Below are 21,635 nucleotides of genomic sequence, written 5' to 3'. Positions count from 1 at the left end.
CAATACTCCGAACCTCAGCGGCAACCGGCCAAGGCCGGCTGCCGCTGAGGTTCGGCCGTTCCCGGAAGGCAGGCCTCATGCGCGGGGAGGTCAAGGCGCGGGTAGGTCAGGGGCGGATGGTTAGGCGGGTTGGCGGTGGGGGCTTGGGGTTAGGTTTAGGGATTTGGCGGTTCGGGCTGCTTCGCGGCGGGTTCGGGCGTTGAGGCGGGAGAGGATGGCTGAGACGTGGTGGTCGACCGTGCGGACGGAGACGACCAGTTTCTCGGCGATTTCGGCGTTGGTCAGGCCTTCGGTGAGGTGGATCAGGACGTCCAGTTGGCGGTCTGTCAGGCCGGCTGGGTTGTTCCGGGAGCTTGCCTGGATGCCGCGTGGGATCCGCGCAACCCCCAGCTCCTTGAGCCGGCACCGGACCAGCGCCGCCGCCGGTGCCGCGCCGAGGTGGAGCAGGGTTTGCAGCGACTCGAGCATCCGGTCGCGATCACCCGACTCCGCCTGCGCCAGCGCACTCTCGTACGGCGTGTCCTCCCAAGGGTCTGTGTGACTCAACCCGTTGCAGCTGCCATCCCAGCCGGCGGCCGCTTCCGCCAGCGACAGATACCGCGCCAACTCCCGGTACGCCGGGGTCGTGAGCGACTCGGCGCTGAACTCCGCACCGACCGTTCGGGCGATGTCAGCACGGTCGTTGAGCCAGGCCCATTCGACATACCCGGTCGCGGCGTACGCGAGGCCCAGTACCGAGCGCTGTTGTAGAGCCTCCTCCCAGGCATCGGACAGCAGTTGCTCCGCGCCGGTGTCGCCCTGCCGCGCCAGCACCCGGCCGAGGCTGGACGCGCTGAGGACCGACAGCATGCCGGGCTCCTCGACCGTGTCGATCAGCCAGCGCAGGTGTGCCGCAGCGTCCGCGAGGTCGCCACGGCGCATCGTCAGCAGCGCGCGGTGGGTCTCCAGGTTGTAGATGTGCGAGCCGAAGCCGCGCTCCCGGGTGAACTCCAGCCCGGCCGCGACCGTCTCCTCCAACTCGTCCCAGCGCCTTGCCCGGTAGAGCATCTCGACGAGATTCGTGTACCCGCGGGCGACCGCCTCGTAGTCGCCGGTCGCCAGCGCGGCGTCGATGCTGATCCTGAGGTTCTCCAGCCCACCCGGCTGGTCGAGGTCGCACCAGGCGAGGCCGACGTAGTTGAGGCAGAGCGCGGCGAGATCGGTCCGGCCGGCCAGCAGCGCGAGAGCGTGCGCCTGCTCCAGGGCCGGAATCGCCGCCGCCGGTGAGCCGGTCAGTACCAGCATCATCGCGTGACAGCCGATCGCGGCCGGCAACACCTCTTCGTTGCCCTGGGCAACTGTGAGAGCGCGGTCCACGGCGGCCAGCGCGGCGTCGGTCTCGCCGGCCAGGTAGCAGTGCCGGGACAGCTGGATCAGCGACTCGGTGAGCGGTACCTGGTCGGCCAGTTGCTCGAACAGCGCCACCGCTTCCCGGCAACGCTCGATGGCCTCCGGGAAGCGATGAGCGATGTGGAGCTCCCACGCGAACCCGGCCAGTACTGACGCACGATCGCCCGCCGGTAGCTGGTCGGCGTACGGGATGACGGCCTCGTAGTGTGCCAGCGCCTGCCGGTGGGAGCCGGCCTCAGTCGCCTTGGCTGCGGCCTCCGGGGCGTAGCGGACGATCGTCTCCACATCACCGGCTTTGACCGCGTGGTGGACGAGGGCGTACAGCTCGCTGCCGATGTCGCAGCCCAGGATCAGCTTGACGATCGCCGCGTTCAGCGCTCGTCGCCGGATCGCCGGCAACGACTGCTCGACCGCCCGCCGGGCCAGCTCGTGCCGGAAGCGGACACCGTCCTCGTCGCTCTCCAGTACGCCGCGCTGCTCGGCTCGCGTGACCGCGTCGAGCCGCCCCTGCACCAGCGGATCGAGGTGGTTGAGCGCGACCGGCGTCGGGATCACGGACAGCAGCTCGACCACGGTCATGCTCTCCGGATCGAGCGTGTGCAGGCGCGCGAGCGTCGCGTCGACCACGGTCGCCGGTACTGCGTCCGCCGGCCCGGCGAGTGCCTCGGTCAGGTAGAACGGGTTGCCACCCGTCAGCCGGAACAGCTCGCCACCGTCTCGCCCGGAGTCGCCGGCGATCGCCTTGACCGCGTCCACCGACAGCGGTTCGAGGGCGACCCGGCGTACCCGGACGTCGGTCAGCGCACCGAGGAGTGCGCGCAGCGGGTGGCGGGGGTCGATCTCGTCGGCGCGATAGGTCAGTACGACGACGGCCGGGACCCGTTGCAGCCGGCGCGCCAGGTACCGGAGCAGGTCCAGCGTCGAGTCGTCGGCCCAGTGGACGTCCTCGATCACGAGCACGGTCGGTTCCGGCGTACTGAACTCCGCGACGATCGCCTCGAACAGCAAGCCGTTGTCGTCCTGGGCGAGCGCCTTGTCCAGCGGGCCACCTGACCCGCGGACGGCATCCCGCAACGGCTGCAACGGCGGCGGCGCCAACATGTCGTCACACGCACCCCGCAGTACCCGGACGTCCCCCTCCAGCCGCCCGAGCACCTCCCGCACCACACTCGTCTTCCCGACCCCAGCCTCCCCCGTCACCAGTACGAGCGACCCCGTACCAGCCCGCACATCACCAACAGCACCCAGCAGCTCCCCCACCGCCTGATCCCGCTCCCACAGCCGCCCCCGAACGTCCCCCACGCCACTACCTCCACCTCGCGAACAATCTTCCCCACCCCAAACCCTCCAGGGCACTGCTGTGGGAACTGCTAGGGACGGATCAGTGCGGTCGTCTGAGCGGACGGAACCGTGTCGAGCTCGTCGGCCAGGTGGGTGGCTAGGAGGTTGTACTGGCGGACTGCTTGGGCTCTGTTGCCGGCGGTGAGGTGGAGTTCGATCAGGGCTCGGTGGGCGGATTCCAGGAGGGGGTCGTGGGTGATGGCCAGTTCGTAGAGGGTGATGGCTTCCGCAGTGTGTCCTGCGGAGGTGTGAGTTTGGGCCAGCTGGAACAAGGCCTGTTCGAAGCGTTGGTGGAGGGATTGGCGGCGGGTTTCGATCCAGAGGGAGCCGCCGAGGTCGGCTAGGTATTCGCCCTGGTACAGGTCGATGGCCTGCTGCAGGTCGGTGGTGGTTTCGAAGGTTGTGACGTCGTACGTGTGGTCCAGCGAGTGGTTGAACTCGTACCGCCCGCGCCGGAACGTCACCCAGTCCGGCCGGCCGAGCGTCCGCCGGAGCTGGTGCAGGCAGCTGTGGAAGCTGTTGCGAAGGGAGGTCGCCGAGGCGTCCGGCCAGAGCTCGGCGCCGATCTGGTCCTTGCGGACCGGTCCCGACCCCAGCAGGTAGAAGAACAGCTCGCGCGGCTTCGCATACCCCCAGTCGGCAGCGTCCAGCACGGCCTCGTTCCGCCGTACTTCGGAACCGCCGAGCGCGACGATCCGCAACGGCTCCACCCGCGACTCAGCGATCGTCAGCGGTGCGGCCGCCGGGCGTGCGGTCGGCTCCTCACCGAGCAGCTTCTCCAGGGTGACCATCTCCCCCTCCGCCCAGAACCCCCGGTACTCCGCCGGCGGTACCGCCTCGCGCGCTGCCTCGATCACCGCCGACACGTCAGCTCGCTCGACCGCCGGAACCGGTACGCCGAGCCGCTCGCGGATCAGCGCCGCGTGCGCCACCAACCGAACCGCCCGCTGAACCTCCGACCGGGCAACCGCCACACCAGCGAGCCCCTCGAGCGAACTCGCAACCCGCCACCGATTCCCGGCGTCGTTGTGCAGCCGCAGACTCTGGTCGAGCAACCGGTCGGCCTCATCGAGCTCCCGGTCCCGCAACGCCTCAGCGCCGAGCAACTGCAACGACCAGGCCAGCGTCGTCAGCTGCCGAGTCGTCTCACTCCGCTCGCGCGCCTCGGTCAGCAACGCCCGCGCGACCTGCCGCTCACCCCGATAGTGCGCGACGCCGCCCAGCAGCATCGTCGCCCAGCCGAACCCCTCACTGTCCCCATCGTTGTCGTACCGCGCCCGCGCCTCCCGAACCAGCTCTTCGGCATGATCCAGCTCACCTGCCAGCAGCTCCCGCATCCCCTGGTAATCAAGGGCCCTGGAGTACTTCGCTTCGTTGCCGATAGAGCGCCAGAGCTCCAGACACCGCTCCCCGATCCGCCGCGCTTCGTCGTACTCCCCGCGGCGCATCGCCACCCCACCGAGCCAGTGCAGCTCCATCGCCTCGACCGCAGGATCGCCAGCTTCCCGGTACGCCGCGAAGCCCGCGCGCAACCGTCGTTCGGCGTGCGCCGCGTCGCCTTGCAGGTGCGCCAGCGTCCCGGCCGCGACCAGCACCTCGGCCCGCACCGTGATCGGCAACTCCGCGGGCAGCCGGAGGACCTCCTCGAGCCACTCGCGCACTTCGCCGTATCGGCCGAGGAGGTAGCACGCCCACCAGACTCCGACCGCCAGCCTGGCGACGGACTCGACCTCACCGCTCTGGAGGAACCACCGATGAGCAGCCCAGATGTTCTGCCGTTCGAGACCGAGCAGATCCAGCCACTCCTGCTGCTCCTCGCCTTCCAGCTTGCCCGCTGCCTGCTCGGTCAGCTCCAGCACGTACTGCGCCTGACGGCGCGCCGGCCCGGTGTCGCCGGCCAACTGCTCCGCGGCGTACTGGCGAACGGTCTGCAGCAACCGATACCGCACCTCGTCGCCCTGCTGGACCATCACCAGCGACCGATTCACCAACTGGGACAGCGAATGCAGCACATCCGCCTCGCCCAGATCGGCCACCGCTTCGACGGCGTCGACCGTGAAGCCGCCGGGAAAGACTGCTAGCTGGGCGAGCAGGGATTGCTCCGGCTCGGCCAGCAGGTTCCAGCTCCAGTCGAGCGCGCCGCGCAGGGTTCGGTGCCGCGGCATCGCCTCGCGATCACCGCCGGTCAGCACGCGTAGGCTGTCATCCAGTCGGTGCGCGATCTGGGCCGGCGACAACGCGGGCACCCAGGCGGCCGCCAGCTCGATCGCGAGCGGGACACCGTCAAGCCGTTGGCAGATCAGCGCGATGTCGGCTGCGTTCGCGTCGGTCTGCTCGAACCCGTACGACGCGGCGCGGGCGCGTTCCACGAACAGCGTCCCGGCCTCGGCCCCCAGCGGCGGTACGGCGAAGACGAGCTCGCCGGGATTGCCGAGCGGCTGCTGGCTGGTCGCCAGCACGGTCAGTTCGGGGCAGGCCCGCAGCAAGCGCCGGATCAGGCGCGCGACCGGGTCGAGCAGGTGCTCACAGTTGTCGACCACCAGCAGGATCGGCTGTCCGGCCAGCCTTCCGGTGATCGCCTGCTCGGTTGCCTCGGGCAACTCCAGCGCATCGGCGACGGCGGACAGTACAGCGGCTGGTCCGGTCAGGTCGGCCAGCCCGGCCCAGCGGACCCGGTCGTCGTACGCCGGGCGCAGGCGATCGGCCAGCGTCAACGCCAGCCTGGTCTTTCCGCCGCCTCCCGGTCCGGTCAGCGTCACCAGCCGGTGCCTGCGGACCAGATCCACGAGCTCGGCCAGCTCGGACTCCCGCCCAATGAAACTGGACAGCCGGACGGGGAGATGTCCCTCCGCCATCTGGTCAGCCTAAGCGATCAGTGGGCAGGGGTGGTGGGGATTTAGGCAGTGGTTACCGATGTCCCGCACCTGGGTGGTCGCGGAAGGTTACGAGACCAACGAATGCAAAGGATGCAGTCAGATGCCCAAGTTTCTTCCCCGGTTGCTCGCCGGCGGAGTGCTCGTCGCCGCCGTCGGCCTGACCACCGCTCCGGCCAACTCGCAGCTCAGCCCGCCCACCAGCGCGGTCAGCGAGGTCGCCGCCCTGCACCGCGCGCCCGGCACCACCTTTCTCCGGACCGAGCTGTACTTCGGGTCGCAGAAACCCAGAGGCCAGGTGAGCCCGGCCCAGTTCGACCGGTTCGTCGACCAGATCGTCACGCCCCGCTTCCCCGACGGCCTGACCCAGCTGACCGGCAAGGGCCAGTTCCTCGGCTCGACCGGCCCGATCGAGGAGAGGTCGTTCGTGCTGATCCTTCTCTACCCGGTCATCGATCAGACGGCGAACCGCGAGATCGAGGAGATCCGCGCGTCGTACAAGAAGCTGTTCGAGCAGGAGTCGGTGTTGCGAGCGGACAGCCGCGACCTGGTCTCGTTCTGATGACCATGACACGTCGCCGAGTGCTGCTCGCCGCCGGGGCTGCCGGCGCCGCGTCCTCGCCCGGTTCGGCGTTCGGGGCGCCGCCGGCCGAGGCGGGCATCCCGGAGACGCTCGCTGCCTTCTCCGGGACCGGCCGGCTGCTCGCCACGCCGGACTTCCCGATCGGCCATCTCGGCGTCAGTTGGAGCGGCCCTCGGCTCGGCGGGTCGTTCCGGCTCCGGCGGGTCCGGACGGGTTGGGGTCCGTGGCTGCCGTTGAGGCCAGGCGATCCATCCAACAGCGGCCGCCGTACTGCGCTCCTGCCGGCGGGCGGAGCCGTCGGCTACCAGCTGACCCCGCCGCCCGGAGCCGTCGACGTCCAGACGGTCGCGATCAACACCACCGACGGCCCGATCGTCGCGCAGCCGGCCGAGAGCAGGCAACTGCGGGGTTTCCGGTTCGTCAGCCGGGCGGGGTGGGGTGCGGACGAGGAGCTGCGGTTCGCCCCGGACGGCAGCGAGATCTTCCCGCAGGCCTACTTCGGCGTCCAGACGCTCACCGTGCACCACACGGTGACGGCGAACCTCGACCCCGACCCGCCCTCGACCGTCCGGGCGATCTACTTCTTCCACACGGTCAGCCAGGACTTCGGCGACATCGGATACCACCTACTGATCGACCAGAACGGCACGGTCTACGAGGGCCGGTACTCCGGACCGGACCCGGTGCCAATCTTCCACGGACGGCTCGGCGACGGGCCGCGGATGTGCAACGGCGCCCATGTCGGCGGCTTCAACGCGGGTAACGTCGGCGTCTCGCTGCTCGGTGACTTCACCGATTCGCTGCCGACTCCGGCGGCCCGAGCGAGTCTGGTCCGGGTACTGGCCGCGCTGGCCGGATCGACGGGGGTCGATCCGCTCGGCCAGGTGAACTACGTCAACCCGATCAGCGGTGCGACGCGAACCGTGCCGGCGATCGCGGGCCACCGCAACTGGTCAGCGACGGCCTGCCCGGGCGACTCCTTCTATCCCCATCTCCCCGAAGTCCGCACCGACGTCCAAAGGTTGCTCCTAGCAACTGATGGCTGAACGATCCAGCGCGGACCGTCGCCGACTCAGGCGACGGTCCGTTCTGCGCAGGCTGTGGCGGCCGCTGCTTCGCGGCGGGTCGAGACGTTGAGACGGTTGAGGATGGCCGAGACGTGATGGTCGACTGTGCGGACCGAGAGCACGAGCTTCTCGGCGATCTCGGCATTGGTCAGGCCTTCGGCGATCAGTTCCAATACGTCGGCCTGCCTGGCGGTCAGGCCGATGGGGTTGGCACGGGTCGCCGGCGCCGGTCCACGCGGAACGACTCGCAGCCCCAGCTTCCGAAGCTTTCTGCGAACCAGTTCGGCAGCCGGGCGCGCGCCCAACTCGTCGAGCAACCGCAACGCCTCCAGGGTCGGCTCAGTCTCACCAGACCTGGCCAGCTCCAAGGCTTGCTCATAGGTGTCGCCCAGCCGCGCCCACTCCTGCGCCGCACTCGCCCAGTCGCCGGTCGCCGGCTCCAGGCCCGCGCGGACGCAGTACCGGTGGATCTCGGGCCAGACCGGTGTCGACTCCAGCTCACGCCACTCGTCGCGCAGGGCCGCGACCCGGTCGACATCTCCAGTGAGAAATGCCTGCTCGATCAGGGCCGGCACCGCGTACGACGGCACGCCTTGCGGGTTGGCCGTGGCTCCCCGGCGTACGAGGATGCGGGCCGCGAGAGGTTCGATGCGTGCCTGGAGGTAGTTGCCTGCGCCGGGTCGCATTGCGGCGAGGGTTGCCTCGGCCGCAGCCCAGTCGCCTCGACATAGTTGCACCAGGCAACGAATTATCTCCAGCCGGTGCTGGTCCGGAAGGTTGTCAGGGGTCGCAAGACGATCCAGCTCGTCCCAGCGCAGCTCGTGGTACAGCGTTTCGAGCGGGTCGATGCGATCCGCCGACGCGTCCGCGAAGTAGTGGAGCTCGGTCGGCAGTCCTGCCGCGACCGCCTCGCTGAAGCGGAACGCGTTGAAGAGCTCCCACGCATACTGACCAGCGAACTCAGCCGGTAACACGCCGAGCTTCCAGGCAGCCTCGAACATCCGCAAAGCCTCGTCCCGCGCACCGGCCGCGGCCGCCTGCTGACCGGCTCGAGGCGCATACAGCGCAACCGCCGCTGCCTCACCGGACGCGATCGCATGATGCGCGAGCCTGGCCAGGTACCGGTCGCTTTCCTGTGCCTGTACGTCGAGCGCGCGGCGATGCAACGCCCGTCGCGCCAGCCTCGGTATCCCCTGCTCGATCGCCAGCCTGACGATCTCGTGCCGGAAGCCGATTCCCTCGTGCCGCGCCTCCAGCACCCCGTACTGCTCGGCCTCGGCCAGCAACTCCGCATCGCCACCGGTCAACTGCTCGGCCAACGTCAGGTCGATCGTCCCCGGCACCACGGCCAACTGCTCGACGACCGACCGGCATTCGTCAGACAGTCGCGCGGTCTTGGCCAGTACTGCGTCGCGGATCACGTCCGGTACGCCGGAACCGGGCGCAGCGAGCATCGCCGACAGGTAGAAAGGATTCCCACCCGTCAACGCATACAGCTGCTCCGCCTCGGAACCGGCGACCCGCCGACGGACCTCGTCGAGCCCCAAAGGTGCCAACGGCAACCTTCGGGCACCTGCGGTCGCCAGTCCCCCGAGCCAGCGATGCAGACGTTCAGGCAGCCGACTGTCGTCAGCCATGGTCAGTACTACGACCAGCGGGTGGCCGGCGACGCGGCGAGCCAGATACCCGAGGAGGTCGAGCGTGGCGTCGTCGGCCCACTGGAGATCATCGATCAGCAACGCCGTCGGTGACTCCCCCAACCGAGCCAGCGATTCCTGGTAGCCCAGGTCGACCGGCCAACCCGCTTCCCGCAACGGCCCCAACCGCGGCGGCTCGGCCACATCGTCACAAGCCCCCGCCAGCACCCGGAACTCCCCACCCAGCCGACGAGCATGCTGCTCCGGCGGCCCGCTCCCCTCCAACTCGGCCGCGAAGGCCCGCAGCAGACTGGTCTTGCCGAGCCCGCTCTCGCCGGTGACCAGCAGCACAGCTCCGGTCCCGCCCAACGCCCGCTCAGCAGCAGCCCGCACCACGTTTCGGGGGTTCATGCCACGGCTCGGCCGCGGCCTGGCGTACCAGCCATCTCTTCGCCGTGGCCCGCGCGGCTGTAGAGGTGGATCTCCAGGCCGTCGGGGTCGTGGAAGATGACCAGCCAGCCGATCGTGGCCAGGACCAGTTCGTACTTGATGCCCAGGTCCGTCAGGTGGTCCTGCCAGGCGTCGGCCGCTTCCTTATCCTTGATGCCGAACAGCACCGGGTCGAACCCGGACAGCCCTGCGATGTCAGGCCGCTCCCGCAGCGCGAAGCCGGAGTCGCCCAGCCCGGCCAGCTCGTACGCGACTCCCCGGACCACCCCGTCCTCGTCCGGGAACTCGAAGAGCTGGGTCAGCTCGAATACCTTCTCGTACCACTCCCGGCTCAGCGCCAGGTCCTTCACCGGGAGCTTCACCGCGAAGATCCCGTCCAGTTCGGCTTTCATCCGGTCCCCCGAAATCGTAGAGTTGAACTACATGCAATTAGTTTGAAGCTGATTCCAACGAACTGTCAAGGAGTTTGTCACCGTGACCGAGAAGCGCCGCTACTCCAGCGCCCTGCGCGGCGAGCAGACCGAGCTCGCGCGCACCCGGATCCTGACCGCCGCCGGGGCGCTGTTCCTCGATCGTGGGTATCTCGGGACGACGCTGGCGGCGATCGCCACGGAGGCCGGCGTGAGCGTGCAGACGGTCTACAACGTGATCGGCGGCAAGCCCGCCGTCCTGAAGGCGGTGTACGACGTCGCACTGGCCGGCGACGACGAGCCGATCCCGATGGTCGACCGGCCGGTCTACCAGGCGATCGGGGCCGCCACCGATCCGCGGCAATGCCTCCTGCTGTACGCCTCACTGGCCCGGCAGATCTCCGAGCGGACCACGCCGTTGATCCGGATGGCCCGCGCCCAGGCAGCGACGGGCGACCGGGATCTGACGGAGTACCTGAAGACCCTCGACGCCGAGCTCGAGTTCGGCTGCCACTACATGGCGGGGCGCCTCGCAGAGAAGTTCGGCCTGCGCACCGGCCTGGACACCGACACCGCGGCCGACCAGCTCTGGTCGATCAACGGCTCCGACCTGGCCCACCGCCTGGTCAACGAACGCGGCTGGACCTGGGACCAGTACGAAACCTGGCTCGGCAACACCCTCACCGACCTCTTGATCGGCCAGGCCGACTCCGACTCAGGCGGGGATCGCCTCCAGTAGGGAGAACCGATCGTCACAGCGGACCACCCGGCTGGGCCGGAAGCCGGCAGCGGCCACCAGCGCCGCCCACTCCACCTCCGTACGGTCGTTGCCGCCGGCAATCACCATCATCTCGACATCGTCGAACTTCGAGTAGTGCGGCTCGTTGCCCGCGGGGATCATCGTCTCCACCAGCAACACCGGCGCGCCACCGCGCCGTAGTACGCGGAGCAGCTCGATCGCGCGCTCGTCGTCGAAGTTGTGCACGCAACTCTTGATCAAATAGGCGTCGGCGGGCGGGACTTCCGCGAAGAAGTCACCGGCGACCAATTCGACCCGACCTTGCAGACCGTTGGCGATGAAGACCTCATCGGCCGCCGGGAGCACCTCCGGTAGCTCGAACAGCACGCCGCGCATCTCCGGATAGGCCTTGAGCAGCTCGACGAGCAGACCTCCCGAACCACCACCGACGTCCACGACCTCGCCGTACTTCGAGAAGTCGTAGGACGCGACGATCGGCGCGAGCGCCTGGCCGTGGAAGCCCGCCGCCGCGGCGCCGAAGATCTGCGCCTCACCCGGATTCTCCTGCAGGTATTGGTAGATGCTCTTGCCGTAGATCCGGTCGAACGCGGGCTCACCCGTCCGCGCGGTATGCACGATCTGCGCGTACGGCGACCAGAACGGCTCCAGGCCGAACATCATCGCCGCCGACCGCAACGAGCCGGGCACGTCGGCACGCAGCAGCTCCGCGGTCTCCGTCAGCTCGAAGTGCCCATCGGCGTTCTCGCGGAACACGCCGACACTCGCCGCCGCACGCAGCAGCCGGTAGAGCGGTCGCGGTTGCGCGCCGACCCGTTCCGCCAAGTCTTCGACCGCGCAAGGCTTCTCCGCGAGCTCGTCGGCCACGCCCAGCTCGGCCAGGGCGGCGAGCACCGGCGGCACCCACTTCGCCGTCAAGTACTCCATCAACTGCTGCCTCGGTGTTACCACGCTTCCCCCTAGAGTCAGGCTACCTGACCATGACGGTAAGGTAGCCTGACCTTCATGTCAACAGAGATCCCCCGGTACTTCGGGCTGCTGCGGGTGGCCTTCGACCAGGCGCTGGCGGCGGTACTGGCCGAGGTAGGGCCACGGCATCCCGCGTTGCGGCCGGCTCACGTGCAGCTGTTCAGGTTCGGTGGGATCGACGGGTCGCACACGGCCGAGCTCGCGGCGCACGCCGGGATGACGAAGCAGTCGATGCACGAGCTCGTCACGCACCTGGAGCGGCACGGCTACCTGGTGCGCCAGCCGGATCCGACCGACACGAGGGCACGCCGGCTCCGGCTGACCACGGCCGGCCGCAGGCTGGAGCGGCAACTCCACGACGCGATCGCCGACGTACTCGACAACTGGGAACGCGACCTCGGACGCGACCGCTTCGACCAGCTGTGGGCGATACTCCAGCAACTCACCGGCGAGACGACACCCCTGCCCGATCGAACCTTGATCCGCGTTGATCCGGTTGTATGAGTGGTGGCTGGCTGATTTGGTGAGGAGGAGGCGGTTGTTGTGACGATTGCGGTGTATGGCGCGGGTGGGATCGGCTGTTATGTCGGCGGGCGGTTGGTGTCCGGTGGAGCGGAGGTTGTGTTCATCGGGCGGCAGCGGCTCGCCGGTGAGCTGGCCGAGCATGGGCTGCACCTGACCGACTACCTCGGCGCGGACCTCGTAGTACCGGCTGTTCGGTACGAGACGACGCCGGCTGCGGCTGCTGAGGCCGATCTCGTGCTCGTCACGGTGAAGTCGGCCGGTACGGCGACGGCCGCCGAGGAGCTCAAGGCGGTGCTCAAGCCGGGGGCGACGGTGGTGAGCTTCCAGAACGGCCTCCGCAACGGCGAGGTGCTGCAGGAGCGGTTGCCGGAGCACACCGTGCTGACCGGGATGGTTCCGTTCAGCGTGCTCAACCGCGGTGGCGGTGCGTTCCACCAAGGGACCGAGGGCGCGCTCGACGTACAGAAGAATGCTGCCCTTTCGCCTTATCAGGCGGCCTTCGAGCGGGCCGGGCTCCCGCTGAAGCAGCACGACGAGATCCTGCCGGTCCAGTGGGCGAAGCTGCTGCTCAACCTCAACAACCCGGTCAACGCACTGTCCGATCTCCCCCTGCGCGACGAACTGGCCCAGCGCTCCTACCGCCGCTGCCTGGCCGCCGCCCAGAGCGAGACCCTCTCCCTCCTGAAGGCTGCCGGAATCACCCCGGCCCAACTCACCGCCTTGCCAGCTCACCGCATGCCGGCCGTACTGCGCCTACCGGACTTCCTCTTCAAGCGCCTGGCCAGCAAGATGCTCGCCATCGACCCGCACGCCCGCACCTCGATGTGGGAAGACCTCCAGGCCGGCCGCCGTACCGAGATCGACTACCTGAACGGCGAGGTGATCCGCCTGGCCGAGTCGCTGGGTCGCACCGCCCCGATCAACACCAAGCTGGTCGATTTGATCCGAGCAGCCGAAACCGGCCGATCCACGGCGATCCCCGGCCCCGAACTGCTCAGCCTCATCTCCGCCTGAACCGCTTCTCAGCTGTCCCTCAACTCGCTACGGCGGTGGGTTCGCGGAGGTGGGAGAGCAGGTCGGCCAGGCGGCGCTGGGCTCGGGCGGTTCGGCTTTTGACTGTGCCGAGGGGCAGGCCGAGTTCGGCTGCGACCTCTGTCTGGGTGTAGCCGTGGTAGTAGGCCAACTCCAGCACTTCGCGCTCCTCCGCGCGGAGTCGGCGGACCGCGTCACGAACCTGCCAGGAGCGCCAGATGCGCTCCATCGACGGTCCCTCGTCCGACAGTTCGCGGACCACCTGTAGCGATACCTGATTCGCCGTACGCCGCTCGCGCCGATACACGTCGACAGCCGCGCGCCGCGTGATCGCGTACAGCCACGGCTTCAGTTCGCGCTCAGGATCAAATCCGTCGGCCGCCCGCCATGCCTGCACGAACGCGCGCTGGACGGCGTCCGCTGCCTGCTCGCGATCGCCGAGCAGGCTGATCGCGGTCACGAACATCGGACCTGCGTACTGCTGGTACATCTCGTGCAGCGCGGCATCCTCCCCGCGCTGGAACCGTGCCCCCAAAGACTCTGCGTCCCCCGGTGTCATCCCTAACCCTCCTCTGGTCTCCTCTCCAGAGTTCGGGTGAACCACCTACCGGGGCATCGGTAAGCCCTACCTATCAACCTGCCCAGAGGTGCCCAATTGGGCCGCCGCGGGCAGCCGCCCGGAATCGGCGACCGGCCACTCCAGCGGTCGCGGCCCGAGCGTGGTCAGCTCGGTCAACTGCAGTACGCACCAGGGCGACAGATCGGTCCGCAATGCGACCTCCGACCACTCGACCCACTCGTACGTCGCCACCTCGGTCTCGTTGGCCACCGGCTCCCCCGCAGCCGTGACGCGGAACACCGGGCACAACTCGTTCTCGACGATGCCGTCGGGCATCTCCGCGCGATACCGGAACTCGGGAAGTACCAGCTCCACCGTGGCCGCGACCAGCCCGAGCTCATCGGCCAGCCGACGCCGTACGGCGGATTCCAGCGACTCACCCGGCAGCGGATGACCACAACAACTGTTGGTCCACACGCCCGGCCAGGTGCGCTTGCAGAACGCCCGCTGAGTCAGCAGCACCCGCCCACGCGCATCGAACACGTAGCTGGAGAACGCGAGGTGCAGCGGCGTCTCGGCGTGATGCACCGTCGCCTTGTCCTCGGTCCCGATCGCCCGGCCGGACTCGTCGACCAGAACCACCCGCTCCGTCTCCATCCGTTGAGCCTAACCGCTTCAAGATGGGCAACCACTACCGATGCCCTGCCCCCTGCCCGCCACCTACAAAGGTCAGGTGAAGAGGAGCACGAAGGATTCAGAGCTGACGCAACGCCTGGCCCGCCGGCTACCTGGGTGGGGCATGACCGGATGGACGCTCGAGGAGGTCGAGTACGCGGCGAACTCGCCGACCACCGCCGGCCTGTACCGGCTGCGGCTCGGCGATGACTCGAGGTTCGTCAAGGTGCTGCGGTCGTACAAGCGGTGGCCTCCGCTCGACCTGCTGCCCGGCGAGTTCCGGGCGATGGCACTGGCGGGCGACCTTTGGCGGTACGAAGCAGACGTCTACCTGGACGGCCTCACCTACTCGCTACCCACCGAACTTCGCCTGCCGGCGCTGTACCGCGTCGACCTACTGGACGACGACCACCTGGTGATGGTGCTCGAAGACGTCCGTACTACGGAACTGCCATGGGACCGCGAGCGCTACGGACGCGCCGCGGAACTCCTCGGCCGCCTGAACGTCAGGCTGACGAGGAACGATGCGTTGCCACCCGCTGCCGACCGGTCGCCCGGGCGGTTGACCAGGCTGATGGTCACTGGCTTCGTCGAGCAGTTCGCGCTGCCGCCGCTGCTCGCTCCGCAGACCTGGAAGCATCCGCTCCTGGCCGGGTCACGGCTTCGCGACGACCTGATCGAGCTGGCCGGCCGGATCCCGCAGTCGCTGCACGAACTCGCGCAGCGCCCGCAGCTGATGAGCCACGGGGACGCCTGCCCGCAGAACCTGCTCGTACCGGCCGATGCCCCGGACACCTTCGTCGGGATCGACTGGTCGCTGAGCGGGTTCGTCGCCGCCGGCGATGATCTCGGGCAGCTGCTGATCGGTCGCGCGCACTCCGGTGACCTCTCGGTCGACGAGCTGGCCGAGCTGCGTGAGCTGGTGATCCCCCGCTATCACGCCGGCCTGGTGGCAGAAGGCCGTGGCAACATCAGCGAGGACGAAGTACGGGCCGGTCTGGACGGCGCACTGGTCCTTCGGAACGCGTTCATGTCGTTGCCGCTGGACCGGCTGGCCGAACCGGTGACGGACGAGCTGGCCCGGCTGGTGGATCAGCGACTGGAACTAACTCGGTACCTGGTCGAGCTCGGGGCTGTTAGCCTCAAAAGGTGATCAAGCGATTCGCGCAGTATCGACCGGCTCTGGGACGAGCCGGCCTGCTGTAGTTCGCTTCGCCCAGAGCCTCCGAGGCAGGAACCGTCATGGTTCCTGCCTCTTCCCGTTGCCGGAGGCGCTTGACCCGGGTGCCTCTTCGCCCTTGAGAGGAACCACATGAACGAAGTACCGGCCGTGCTCGAGCGGCTGCGGCGGACGACCGACGCGATCATCGGCGAGGACGACCTGATCGAGCGGCTCACGTCCGGTCGCAAACTGCGGATCAAGTACGGCGTCGACTGCACCGCGCCCGATCTCCATCTGGGGCACGCCGTCAACCTGTGGATGATGCGCCAGTTGCAGGACCTCGGTCACCAGGTGGTCTTCCTGCTCGGCGACCTGACCACCAGGATCGGCGACCCGACCGGCCGCTCCGAGACGCGCCCGACGCTCACGCCCGCGCAGATCGAAGCGAATGCGGCGTCGTTCCTCGACCAGGTCTCACTCGTTCTGCGGACCGAGCCGGAGCTCTTCGAAGTACGCCGGAACTCCGAGTGGTACGGCTCGATGGAGGTCGCGACCCTGCTCGGGTTGTTCAGCCAGGTCACGCAGGCGCAGCTGATGGCGCGGGACATGTTCCGCGATCGGGTCGCCGCTGGGCGGGAGATCGCGCTGCACGAACTGATCTACCCGGTACTGCAGGGCTACGACAGCTTCGCGATGGACAGCGATCTCACCATCGTCGGGTCGGACCAGCTCTTCAACGAGCAGCTCGGCCGGCACTTCCAGCAGCGGCTGGGCGCTCCGTCGCAGGCAGTCGTCATCACGACGATCACGCCGGGGATCGACGGCGGGCCGAAGCAATCTAAATCACTCAACAACTACATCGCTTTGACGGATACTCCGAAGGACAAGTTCGGCAAGCTGATGAGCCTGCCGGACCCCCTTGTCCAGACCTACGCACACGTCTACACCGAACTTCCGCCGGACGTCGTCGCCGCGCTCGGCGAGGCCGTCGCGCACGGCGGTCCGGCGGCCCGCGACGCCAAGCTGAAGCTAGCCGCCGCGGTGGTGACCCGCTACCACGGCGCGAACGTCGCCAAGGCCGAACGGGTGGCGTTCGCCGAGCAGTTCAGCCATCGCAGCATCCCGACCGACCTTCCGGAGGTGACAGTGGAGACGTCGCAACCAACCGTTCTGGAGTTGCTGCAGGCCGCGCGTCCTGAGCTGAGCAACTCCGAACTCCGCCGCCTGATCCACCAGGGAGCTGTCTCGATCGACGATCAGAAAGTGCTCAGCCATGACCGACGCGTCCTCCTCGACCGGGCCCTCACCCTCCGCTCCGGCGCCCGCACCTTCCACCGGATCGTCCGGGCCCGTGTCTGAGCCACTGTCTGAGCCACTGCCCGAGACCATGACCGTGGAGGCGCTCGTCAGCGTCGGGGACCGGTACGCCGGAATGGTGCCGGCCTTCGAGGTGGACCGGCCGTGGTGGTCGGAGGTCGAGGGCATCACCCGGCACCTCGACGAACTGCTCGGAGTACCGACGTTCGTACTGCGCCTGGTATCCGCCGACAGCGCGTGGACGATGCGCGGCGGGCGAGTCGTGTTCCACGTCCAGGCGGCGGGCGAGCCGCGTCCCGGCGTACTCGATCTGACGCCGCGTCCCGACTGGCCGGACATCATCAAGCCGCATCCTCTGCGTGCCACCTGGGCCGAGATCGACGGCCCGCAACGAATCGTGGACTGGGCGACCGGCATCATCGGAAGCGCCGATGTGGGCAAGCCGATGCAGTTCAAAACCTGGAACCTCTCCTGCCTGATCCAGTTGCCTGCGGCAGGCGGTGGCGCGTGGGCGAAGGCGACCGGTCGCTTCTGCAGTGTCGATGCCGACGTCATCAACCACGTCCACCAGTACGACGTCGCGCTCGCGCCGGCCGTTCTCGGGGTCGACCTCGAGAACCGATGGTCGCTGCTTGCGCATGCGCCCGGAATCGACTGCTGGACACCAGATCCGGCGACCGTGCAAGACGTCGTCAGCCGCTGGGTCGCAGTACAGGCGTCCATCGCGGGCGACGAACTGCGCGTCCCCAAGCTCCTCCCGGAGGATCTGCCGGCGGAGCTGGATCGCTTACTGGCAGGTGAAGTGAGCGAGCGCCTCTCGCCCGCGGAACTGGCGAAGGCCCACGTACTACGCGACCAACTCCCCGGCATCATCTCCGACCTGAAAGCAGCCGGCCTCCCGAACACCCTGGTCCACGGCGATTTCCACCCCGGCAACTGGCGCTCGGACGGTACTGACCGGGTCATCGTCGACTGGGCCGACAGCTACCTCGGCCACCCCGCCACCGACCTCCAACGCCTGGCCAACTGGCTCCCGGAGGAGAAGCGCGACCTGGCGATCCAAACGTGGGTCGCTGCCTGGCAACAACACCTACCAGGCAGCGACCCCCTCCGTGCTCTCCCTCCGATCAGCATCCTCATCCACGTACTCGGAGCCCTCACCTACCAACGCTTCCTCGACAACATCGAGCCGAGCGAGCGCATCTACCACGAGAGCGACCCGACGGACGAGATCCGCGCCGCCGTCCTCGCAGCAGGTATCTAGTCGTGCTGGAAGCGGGCGGCAGTCCAGGCAAGGATCTCGGCCTTGGCTGCGCCCATCAGTCCGTTGTGGTCGATACCTGGGTAGATGTTGTAGGTGAGATTGTTGCCTGCAGCACGTAATTTGTCGGCGGTCGTGGTGGTGGCCGGAGCGTAGACGACTGTGTCGGCAGTGCCCTGGGCGAGGAAGATCGGTTCGGCGTGGTGCTCCACCGGTATCTCGGCGTCGGCGACCAAGAGGGACAGGAGGCGTTCGGCCTCGGGAGTGTCCACGTCGTAGAGGTCTTGGCTCTTCTTACCTGCGGCCAGCTGGGCGATGGCGGTGTAGCACTCGGTGGTGATCGCCTTCTGGTACAGGTCTTTACCGAAGTCCGTCAGATAACGGCCAGGGGCGAAGCTGTGCGGGTGGGACGCCTTGGTGCCGGCCAGCAGGAGGATGACGAAGGGGTTCGCGGGGGTGTCCGCGGTGAACGGGTGGACCGCGGCGAAGGTCATCCGCCATTGGGAGATCGGCGCGGTCGAGATCGTGCCGCGGTAGTCCAGCTCCGGCGCGTACCTGTCCTGCAACGCACCGGCGAACAACACCGCCTGCGCACCCTGCGACTGACCGGATGCGACCCACCTCCGCCCGAGCGACTTGTCGGCCTGGCGTCCGGCCCGGACGATGTCGATCAGCCCATAGGCCTCGGACTTGCCGTTCACATACGGGTGCGTGCCCGGCGTACCGAGGCCTTCGTAGTCGGAGGCGACGATCGCATAGCCGGCCGCGATCCAGCTGGTCAGGTAGTCGACGTCGCGCTGCGACCGGCCGTTGACCGAGTTCGCGCAGTTGTCCGCGATGCCGACGGTGCCGTGCGCCCAGCTGAGCACCGGCCAACCGCCCTTCGGCGCCTTGCCCGGCGGCACGAACAGCGCACCTGACACGACCGTCGGACGACCGTCGAAGCCGGTCGACGTGTAGTACAGGCGTTGAGCCTTCGCCGCCCCGGGCAGCCTCAAGCTCTCGGGCAACTGCTCGATCTTCACCACCTTGCCGGGTGGGCGATAGCCATCCGCATCGGCGGTCGACGCCAACCCGGTGACCAGTACTGCGGCCAGCAAGACGGCTCCCGCGATCCGCGCCAGCCGCCGTCCACTCTTCATTTCCCGATTCATACCGCTCGACTCCCGATCAGCCAGGCAGAGGACGCATAGGCGACTCCCCCGGCGGTTTGATGAGCTTCCAGATCCGCACGCAACGCCTCGAGCGCCCGCGTGCGCGTTTCGTCGTCCAGCCCGACGAGCAGCCACCCCAGTACGCCGAGCACGAACTGCTCGGCGGCGGGAACATCAGGGCCGAAGTACATCGGCTCGTCCAGCGCCTCGAACCCGGGCTTGGCGAAACCGGCCTCGGTCAGCACCTCCGCAACAGCCGAGGGATCGGCCTGCGAGAACGGCCCGGGCGCACCCGGAGGCGGCGACGGCAGTTCGCGGCCCGCCCTCAGAGCCGTCGTCAACGACAAGAACCACTCGTTCTCCGCGGCCGATCGCCAGCTGAGCAGCGCGAGCCGTCCACCGGGCCGGGTCGCCCGTCTGAGGTTCTTGAAGGCGGCGACCTGGTCGGCGAAGAACATCGTCCCGGTCCGGCTGAGAACGACGTCGAACTCCCCGTCGGCGAACGGGTGGACCTGAGCGTCAGCCTGCACGTACGCGAGATTCTCCGACCCCGCCGCCGACAGTGCCGCGATCGCGAGCATCGGTGACGACAGGTCGACACCGAGCGCAGTACCGGAGCCGGCCAACCGCACTGCTGCTTCGGTGACGCTCCCCGTACCGCAACCGACGTCGAGCACCCTGTCGCCGTCCTGGATCCCCGCCTGCCGCAGCAGCGCCTCGTCGTACCGATGCAACGCATGCTCGAACAGATCGGCTTCCTCAGCCCAGAACACCCCCTCGCCGGTGTCCCAAGCACGCAGTTGATCCGCGTTGGCCGGATCGATCTGGACAGACATACTGGTTCCCTCCTGCTGAAAATGCACCCAGTTCTGCACCCAGTACGCCGCCGATCCGGTTCGGGATCACCCTTTCGTCTGGCAATGTGGGCGCCGATGAAACCAACCCTGAAGTCCTGCCTGAACGGCGCCCGCTCGCGCGCCGAGCACCCCGCCGTACCGGTGACTCCGGCGGAGATCGCGCTCGCCGCGGACGGGGCTGCCGAGGCGGGTGCCGTCGCGGTGCATTTCCATCCGCGCGGGGCGGACGAGCGGGAGAGCTTGCGATGGTCCGATGTGCGACCGGCGGTGGAGGCAGTACGGGCTCGGTGTCCTGGGCTGGCGCTCGGTGTGGCGACTCGGGAAGAGATCGAGCCCGACCTGGAGACACGGCTGGCCCTCCTCGGTGAGTGGGAAGCGGGGCCGGACTTCGCGAGCGTCAACTGGCACGAGGAAGGCGCGGAGCGGGTCGCCGAGTTGCTGATCGAGCGAGGGATCGGGATCGAGGCCGGACTGTTCACCCCCGACGCCGCCCGGAAGTTCCTCGCCTGGCGCGGACCGGTCGTCCGCGTGCTGGTCGAGGCGTTGCCGGGGATCTCGCCCGGCCAGGACGGAGTCGCGGCAGCCAAGGCGACGCTCGCGGTACTTCCGGCGGGCTTCGAGTTGGTGGTTCATGGGGAGGCCGAGTGGGCCTGGCCTGTACTGGAGTGGGCGCGTTCGCGCGGCTACGGGCTGCGGGCCGGGTTTGAGGACATGCTGACCGGGCCGAACGGGGCCGGCGTCACCGACAACGGCCAACTGGTCGCTTTGATGAGGGGGAGCGCGTGACGATTCTGGTAACCGGGGCGACGGGTAATGCGGGTGGAGCGGTGGTTCGCGCGCTGGTCGCGAAGGGGGTTCCGGCCAAGGCGCTTGTGCGGAAGGCGGTGGAGTTGCCCGCGGGGGTTGAGGCTGTGGTTGGTGATCTCAATCGGCCGGACACCTTTGTCGAGACGTTTGATGGGGTCAGCGGGCTGTTCCTGCTCAGTGGGTACGAGCGGATGGACGAGTTGCTGGCCAACGCAGTAGAGGCCGGTGTACGCCGAGCTGTTCTGTTGTCGAGCAGCTCGGTGGTCGGCACGGATACAGACAACGCGATCGCGCAGTACCACGGTGCTGCCGAGACCGCTGTCCGGGAGTCCGGGCTGGAGTGGACGTTCCTGCGGCCGAACTCGTTCATGTCGAACACCCTGCGCTGGCTCGACCAGCTCGAAGCGGGTGAGGTGGTCCGGTTGCAGTTCCCCGAGGTACCGATCTCGACGATCCACCCGGACGACATCGCCGACGTGACGGTCGCCGCGCTGACCACGGACGGGCACGCGCGGACGGCGTACCGGCTGAGCGGTCCCGTGGCGCTGCGGCCGGCGGAGCAGTTGGCGATCGTGGCCGAGGCGATCGGACGGCCGTTGCGGGCCGACGAGCTGAGCCGGGCGGAGACGCACGAGGAGCTGTTCGGGTCGATGCCGGCCCAGTACGCGGAGGCGATCGAGGCGTTCTTCGGCGACGGGATCATCGACGAGACGACCGTGACGGACACCGTCGAGAAAGTGACCGGTCACCCGGCCCGGACCCTGCAGGAATGGGCCCGGGAGAACGCGGGACTGTTCGGCTGACCGAAGG

At 68.4% G+C, this 21,635-nt stretch carries 19 protein-coding genes; 10 read left to right on the top strand and 9 right to left on the bottom strand.

Features of this window, described 5'->3' with window-relative positions:
* Nucleotides 1-120 precede the first annotated feature (120 nt).
* Together G3I17_RS06795 and G3I17_RS06790 are read right to left on the bottom strand one after the other, a co-directional pair.
* Nucleotides 121-2,691, bottom strand: coding sequence for a LuxR family transcriptional regulator (locus G3I17_RS06795; protein ID WP_164595002.1), 2,571 nt, complete (start codon nt 2,689-2,691; stop codon nt 121-123).
* A 68-nt stretch (nt 2,692-2,759) separates the two neighbouring features.
* Nucleotides 2,760-5,585 (bottom strand): BTAD domain-containing putative transcriptional regulator, encoded by a 2,826-nt coding sequence (locus tag G3I17_RS06790; RefSeq protein WP_164595001.1) that lies wholly within the window; start codon nt 5,583-5,585, stop codon nt 2,760-2,762.
* 121 nt (nt 5,586-5,706) lie between these two features.
* Between G3I17_RS06790 and G3I17_RS06785 the strand changes: the two genes are divergently transcribed.
* The gene (locus G3I17_RS06785; RefSeq protein ID WP_164595000.1) at nt 5,707-6,165 is read left to right on the top strand and encodes a DUF3574 domain-containing protein; all 459 of its coding nucleotides are present in this window, start codon (nt 5,707-5,709) and stop codon (nt 6,163-6,165) included.
* The gene (locus G3I17_RS06780; RefSeq protein WP_164594999.1) at nt 6,165-7,232 is read left to right on the top strand and encodes a peptidoglycan recognition family protein; all 1,068 of its coding nucleotides are present in this window, start codon (nt 6,165-6,167) and stop codon (nt 7,230-7,232) included. Before G3I17_RS06785 ends, G3I17_RS06780 begins: the two co-directional genes overlap by 1 nt.
* A gap of 26 nt (nt 7,233-7,258) precedes the next feature.
* Here the strand turns inward: G3I17_RS06780 and G3I17_RS06775 are convergent, their stop codons facing one another.
* On the bottom strand, nt 7,259-9,301 hold the full coding sequence (locus G3I17_RS06775) for a LuxR family transcriptional regulator (protein WP_164594998.1): 2,043 nt from the start codon (nt 9,299-9,301) through the stop codon (nt 7,259-7,261).
* On the bottom strand, nt 9,298-9,732 hold the full coding sequence (locus G3I17_RS06770; RefSeq protein ID WP_164594997.1) for a VOC family protein: 435 nt from the start codon (nt 9,730-9,732) through the stop codon (nt 9,298-9,300). Before G3I17_RS06770 ends, G3I17_RS06775 begins: the two co-directional genes overlap by 4 nt.
* Nucleotides 9,733-9,814: 82 nt before the next feature.
* Between G3I17_RS06770 and G3I17_RS06765 the strand changes: the two genes are divergently transcribed.
* Nucleotides 9,815-10,489, top strand: a complete 675-nt coding sequence (locus tag G3I17_RS06765) for a TetR/AcrR family transcriptional regulator (RefSeq protein ID WP_164594996.1) — start codon at nt 9,815-9,817, stop codon at nt 10,487-10,489.
* Here the strand turns inward: G3I17_RS06765 and G3I17_RS06760 are convergent.
* The gene (locus G3I17_RS06760) at nt 10,466-11,434 is read right to left on the bottom strand and encodes a methyltransferase (protein WP_164594995.1); all 969 of its coding nucleotides are present in this window, start codon (nt 11,432-11,434) and stop codon (nt 10,466-10,468) included. The genes G3I17_RS06765 and G3I17_RS06760 overlap by 24 nt on opposite strands.
* A 78-nt stretch (nt 11,435-11,512) precedes the next feature.
* Here G3I17_RS06760 and G3I17_RS06755 point away from each other — a divergent pair, with 78 nt between their 5' ends.
* Nucleotides 11,513-11,980 carry a MarR family winged helix-turn-helix transcriptional regulator gene (locus G3I17_RS06755; protein ID WP_164594994.1) on the top strand — a complete coding sequence of 156 codons (468 nt, stop codon included), beginning with the start codon at nt 11,513-11,515 and terminating at the stop codon, nt 11,978-11,980.
* A gap of 39 nt (nt 11,981-12,019) precedes the next feature.
* Complete coding sequence (locus G3I17_RS06750) at nt 12,020-13,015, top strand: 2-dehydropantoate 2-reductase (protein WP_164594993.1); 996 nt, start codon at nt 12,020-12,022, stop codon at nt 13,013-13,015.
* Between the two features lie 19 nt (nt 13,016-13,034).
* Here the strand turns inward: G3I17_RS06750 and G3I17_RS06745 are convergent, their stop codons facing one another.
* Together G3I17_RS06745 and idi are read right to left on the bottom strand one after the other, a co-directional pair.
* Nucleotides 13,035-13,592, bottom strand: a complete 558-nt coding sequence (locus tag G3I17_RS06745) for a sigma-70 family RNA polymerase sigma factor (RefSeq protein WP_164594992.1) — start codon at nt 13,590-13,592, stop codon at nt 13,035-13,037.
* Nucleotides 13,593-13,658: 66 nt separating this feature from the next.
* Nucleotides 13,659-14,249: an isopentenyl-diphosphate Delta-isomerase gene (gene idi / locus G3I17_RS06740; protein WP_164594991.1), complete on the bottom strand. Its 591-nt coding sequence runs from the start codon at nt 14,247-14,249 to the stop codon at nt 13,659-13,661.
* Between the two features lie 76 nt (nt 14,250-14,325).
* Between idi and G3I17_RS06735 the strand changes: the two genes are divergently transcribed.
* The 3 genes from G3I17_RS06735 (at nt 14,326) to G3I17_RS06725 (ending at nt 18,010) form a co-directional block, all read left to right on the top strand.
* Nucleotides 14,326-15,420 carry a phosphotransferase gene (locus tag G3I17_RS06735; RefSeq protein WP_164594990.1) on the top strand — a complete coding sequence of 365 codons (1,095 nt, stop codon included), beginning with the start codon at nt 14,326-14,328 and terminating at the stop codon, nt 15,418-15,420.
* A gap of 159 nt (nt 15,421-15,579) precedes the next feature.
* Nucleotides 15,580-16,788, top strand: a complete 1,209-nt coding sequence (tyrS, locus tag G3I17_RS06730) for a tyrosine--tRNA ligase (protein ID WP_164594989.1) — start codon at nt 15,580-15,582, stop codon at nt 16,786-16,788.
* Nucleotides 16,781-18,010, top strand: a complete 1,230-nt coding sequence (locus G3I17_RS06725; RefSeq protein ID WP_164594988.1) for an aminoglycoside phosphotransferase family protein — start codon at nt 16,781-16,783, stop codon at nt 18,008-18,010. The genes tyrS and G3I17_RS06725 overlap by 8 nt, the downstream gene beginning before the upstream one ends.
* On the opposite strand, the gene G3I17_RS06720 is transcribed toward G3I17_RS06725, so the two are convergent.
* Together G3I17_RS06720 and G3I17_RS06715 are read right to left on the bottom strand one after the other, a co-directional pair.
* The gene (locus G3I17_RS06720; protein WP_164594987.1) at nt 18,007-19,149 is read right to left on the bottom strand and encodes a lipase family protein; all 1,143 of its coding nucleotides are present in this window, start codon (nt 19,147-19,149) and stop codon (nt 18,007-18,009) included. The genes G3I17_RS06725 and G3I17_RS06720 overlap by 4 nt on opposite strands.
* A gap of 8 nt (nt 19,150-19,157) precedes the next feature.
* Entirely contained in the window at nt 19,158-19,997 is an 840-nt protein-coding gene (locus G3I17_RS06715) for a methyltransferase domain-containing protein (protein WP_164594986.1), read from the bottom strand.
* A 96-nt stretch (nt 19,998-20,093) separates the two neighbouring features.
* Between G3I17_RS06715 and G3I17_RS06710 the strand changes: the two genes are divergently transcribed.
* Both G3I17_RS06710 and G3I17_RS06705 read left to right on the top strand, forming a co-directional pair.
* Entirely contained in the window at nt 20,094-20,804 is a 711-nt protein-coding gene (locus G3I17_RS06710; protein ID WP_164594985.1) for a 3-keto-5-aminohexanoate cleavage protein, read from the top strand.
* Nucleotides 20,801-21,628, top strand: a complete 828-nt coding sequence (locus G3I17_RS06705) for an NAD(P)H-binding protein (RefSeq protein WP_164594984.1) — start codon at nt 20,801-20,803, stop codon at nt 21,626-21,628. Before G3I17_RS06710 ends, G3I17_RS06705 begins: the two co-directional genes overlap by 4 nt.
* Nucleotides 21,629-21,635 lie beyond the last annotated feature (7 nt).

The sequence above is a fragment of the Streptomyces sp. SID13031 genome (assembly GCF_010548305.1).
Lineage (GTDB): Bacteria > Actinomycetota > Actinomycetes > Propionibacteriales > Kribbellaceae > Kribbella.
The sequence above is the reverse complement of the archived record's forward strand: the minus strand, read 5'-3'. Positions and strand labels throughout refer to the sequence as shown.